The organism is Nonomuraea sp. CX421 (genome assembly GCF_059358955.1).
Genome location: NZ_JCADBK010000051.1, coordinates 1 through 3,221, shown reverse-complemented (window position 1 = coordinate 3,221; position 3,221 = coordinate 1). Strand labels below are relative to the sequence as shown.

The window sequence follows — 3,221 nt, the reverse complement described above, 5'->3', positions numbered from 1 at the left end:
CGATCGCCTGGCGATGCTCGTCGGGCAGCTTCTTGATGACATTACCCCAGACCGCTTCCCCGAACGACGTGCCGACCCGGCGGGAACCGAACGGCGCATCCAACGGGACATTTTTGCCCGGTCCGATGTAGTAGATATTCCACTTGTGGCGGTGGAGCGCCCCTGTGAAAGTGCTGTCACCTTCGGCGGCGAGCCCTTTATAGGGGAGATGCGAGTTCGCCGGCAACACACTGGCCGGCGGTTTTCCCGGCCCGTACGAGTCGCCGAAAAGCGGGTGAGCCGGCCCCTCGGGCTTCGGGTGCGCCGTGGCGATCAGTGAGCCGTCGGGACCGAGCAGGTTCAGAACCTGGCCGGGTGACAAGGTCGGAAAGCCGACCGGGGTTCCGCCCAGGATGTGCGCCCCACTCGCCTGGGGAAGGCCGGTCGTCAAGTGCGTGACCGTCGGAGAACCGTGATGACCTGGCGCCTGACCGGCGCCGGCCATCTCGTCCACCGGCCCGAAGCGAGCGATCAGATCGGCTCGGCGCTCCTTCAACGTGGACTTGAGAAGGTCGGCTTCCTTAGGCGGGAAGTTCAGCCGGTCCACCAGTTCATCGATCCGCTGCTCGCTGATCTTCGCGATCTTCTCCACACCGGTCCGGATATCCGCGTCGGTGACATGCTGAAACACCTTCGCCGACTGTGGATTGACGTGCGGATCCCGCAAAGAGTCGATCTCACCGACGAAGCCGGAGAACATGTCCCCCTTCGGCTCGCCTTGAGCGCGGAACAGCAATGAGCCACCGCCGTCGATCCGCGCCTTCCCCTCCGCGGTGGACAAGATGTTGTCGAAACCCAACCCCACCGTGTCCCAATTCGCCACCCAGGCGTCTACCGCGAAATCGCCGTACAACTCCTTGAGATACGCAAGATCATCCACCCGGGCGGCGAGATCCTGCACCCCCTCGACAATGCCGGAGCGCACTCCCAGATTACGGTCACCGAAATTGCCGTTCAGCTCGATCAACTCGACCACCGGCACACGCACCCCGGCCTCCCGATAAAGCTGATTGGCCAAGACCTCGTTCATGGCATGCACATCGCTCTTCGGAGCCTTGACATACCACTCCTTACCCGACGGATCCACGAAACGCCCACCGGTGTTACTGCCCGCCTGCCCACCGACCTGGGTATATCCCTCCATCCGGGGAATCTCCGGCACCGTCACCGATACACCTTCATCGCCGACACGCGCTCCGGTATCGAACAACGACATCACGTCACCGAGCGACTCGGCCAAAGCAGGGTGTAGCTCCCCCCTGTTCGCCATGGACATGCCTGATCAAGACGCCCGCGGCGCCGTACTTTCCCCACAACCCCGGACTTGCATAACCGTCGCCCGACCGCCCCGGATCCGCCAGAATCTGGAACGGGCTGGACGCCGACGAATCCTTACCCGCCACCGGCGAAGGAAGAGCCGCCGCCGACGTAGCCGGCGTCGAAGGGGGCGCCGCGGCCGGCTCAGCAGGCCCTCCCCGCGCGCCCGGCTCGGAAACGACAGCCGGCTGATTCAACAGCATGTCGATCTTCGACGGGGGGACAGGGCCCGGTGTGTCTCCGGCGATAACTGCCGGGTGGGTGCCGGCCCCAACCGGGTGCGACGTGACGGACCCGGCGGAGTCCAAGCCAGCCGCAACGGCCGGCAGAGAACCGGGCGGAATCGAACCGGCAGGGCCGCCCACCGTCCCGGGCTTGATACTCGCCGGGACACTGCCGGCCGTGGTGGAGACCGGACCGCCATCACGGCCGGGAACCGCCGTCACGGAGGCCGGACCACCGGCGGGACCAGGGACCGCGGCCGTGGAGACCGGACCACCGGCGGGCTTGACGGCCACCGGCACGTCACTGGAGCGGTTGATGAGAGAGTCGATGCTGCGCGCCGGAGCTGGCATGGTGGCCACCTCCGGCCTGACACCCTGCGCGACACCCGGCTTGCCGCCATCACTCAACGCGGTGCGCGCCGCCCCCGGCCCACCCGACTGCTCTCCTAACTGGCCAGTCACCTGATGAGCCGCCTGCTGGATCACACCCTCCGGCCGTGGCCCGACCTCGGGCACGGCCCGCAGCCCGTTCGCAGCAGAGTGGACATCAGCGGGATCGACACTCTGTTTGGGCGCGGCCGACAGTGACGTCGTCTCACCGCCCGGCGCATGCGCCTTCTGCGCCGCACTCAGCACGGGATCCTTCAAGTCCGCGGCATCCATACCACCCCGGACGGAACTCCCCTGCCCCAGGCCGCCATCCCCGGTCGGCGTGGAATCGGGCAACCCAGCAGGCCCGCCATCACGCTCACCGCCCAACCCACCCGCGGGCCCCTCACCACCCGGAACACGCACGCCCGGGTTCCAACTCGCCCAGTGTGCGTCAGCACCACCCAAAACCCCCGACGTCACCCCCTTCAGCACCAACTCCCAATCCACCGGCTGATCACTGAACAACATCGGAGTCAACGTGGTCCCCCCACTGGCCAAACCCGACCGGCCCATCAACCCCCACATCGACCGAGTGGGAAACAAACCCGTGAAAGCAGTCAGAAAACCACCCATCAACACACCCGTACCCGCCGACATCCCCAACTGCGCCAAATCCAAATGATCACGCCGAGACTGAGACGCCTGCACCGCCAAATCCATCCCACCCAGCAACGCCCCGAACAACCCCACATTCACCAGCAACCGCTTACCAAGCTGCGCGATCACCAACCTCGACAACTGCACCCTCGGCCCGACCAACGCCAGCGACACACCACCCCACGGCCCCACCGCCGCCGCCAGCAACCAACCAATCTGAAAAATCAAAAACCAGACCGAAACCTCAATCATCCGCTTGGTGTACTCAACCTGCACACCCAACTCATTGAACTCCAACGCCGCCCCGACCAGCCGATCAACCGCCTCCGCCAACCCCGGCCCCGACACAACCCGCACATGCTCCACAAACTTCCGAAGAGCATCACCATCCCAATCCCCACCAGGCAACGAAAACGCCGAAACACCACCCCCCTCAGCCAACCTCCCCGCAGACGCCACACACGCATCCGCCAACCGAAAACACCCCGACTCATCCCCCTCAGGCCAATCCATCCCCACAGCCCAACCCACATACGGCTTAGCCCAATCAGGAACAACAAACCCATCAAAACCCACAACAACTCACCCACCATTGGCGCGCTCTACCGCCGA

General features: G+C 65.1%; 2 protein-coding genes. Both read right to left on the bottom strand.

The features are described from left to right. A partial coding sequence (locus tag AC5L3X_RS39045) for a hypothetical protein (RefSeq protein WP_494863820.1) occupies positions 1 to 1,279 on the bottom strand: 1,279 nt, incomplete at its 3' end. Beyond that, the gene (locus tag AC5L3X_RS39040; RefSeq protein WP_494863819.1) at positions 1,260 to 2,906 is read right to left on the bottom strand and encodes a hypothetical protein; all 1,647 of its coding nucleotides are present in this window, start codon (positions 2,904 to 2,906) and stop codon (positions 1,260 to 1,262) included. The genes AC5L3X_RS39040 and AC5L3X_RS39045, both read right to left, overlap by 20 nt. Positions 2,907 to 3,221: the final 315 nt, after the last annotated feature.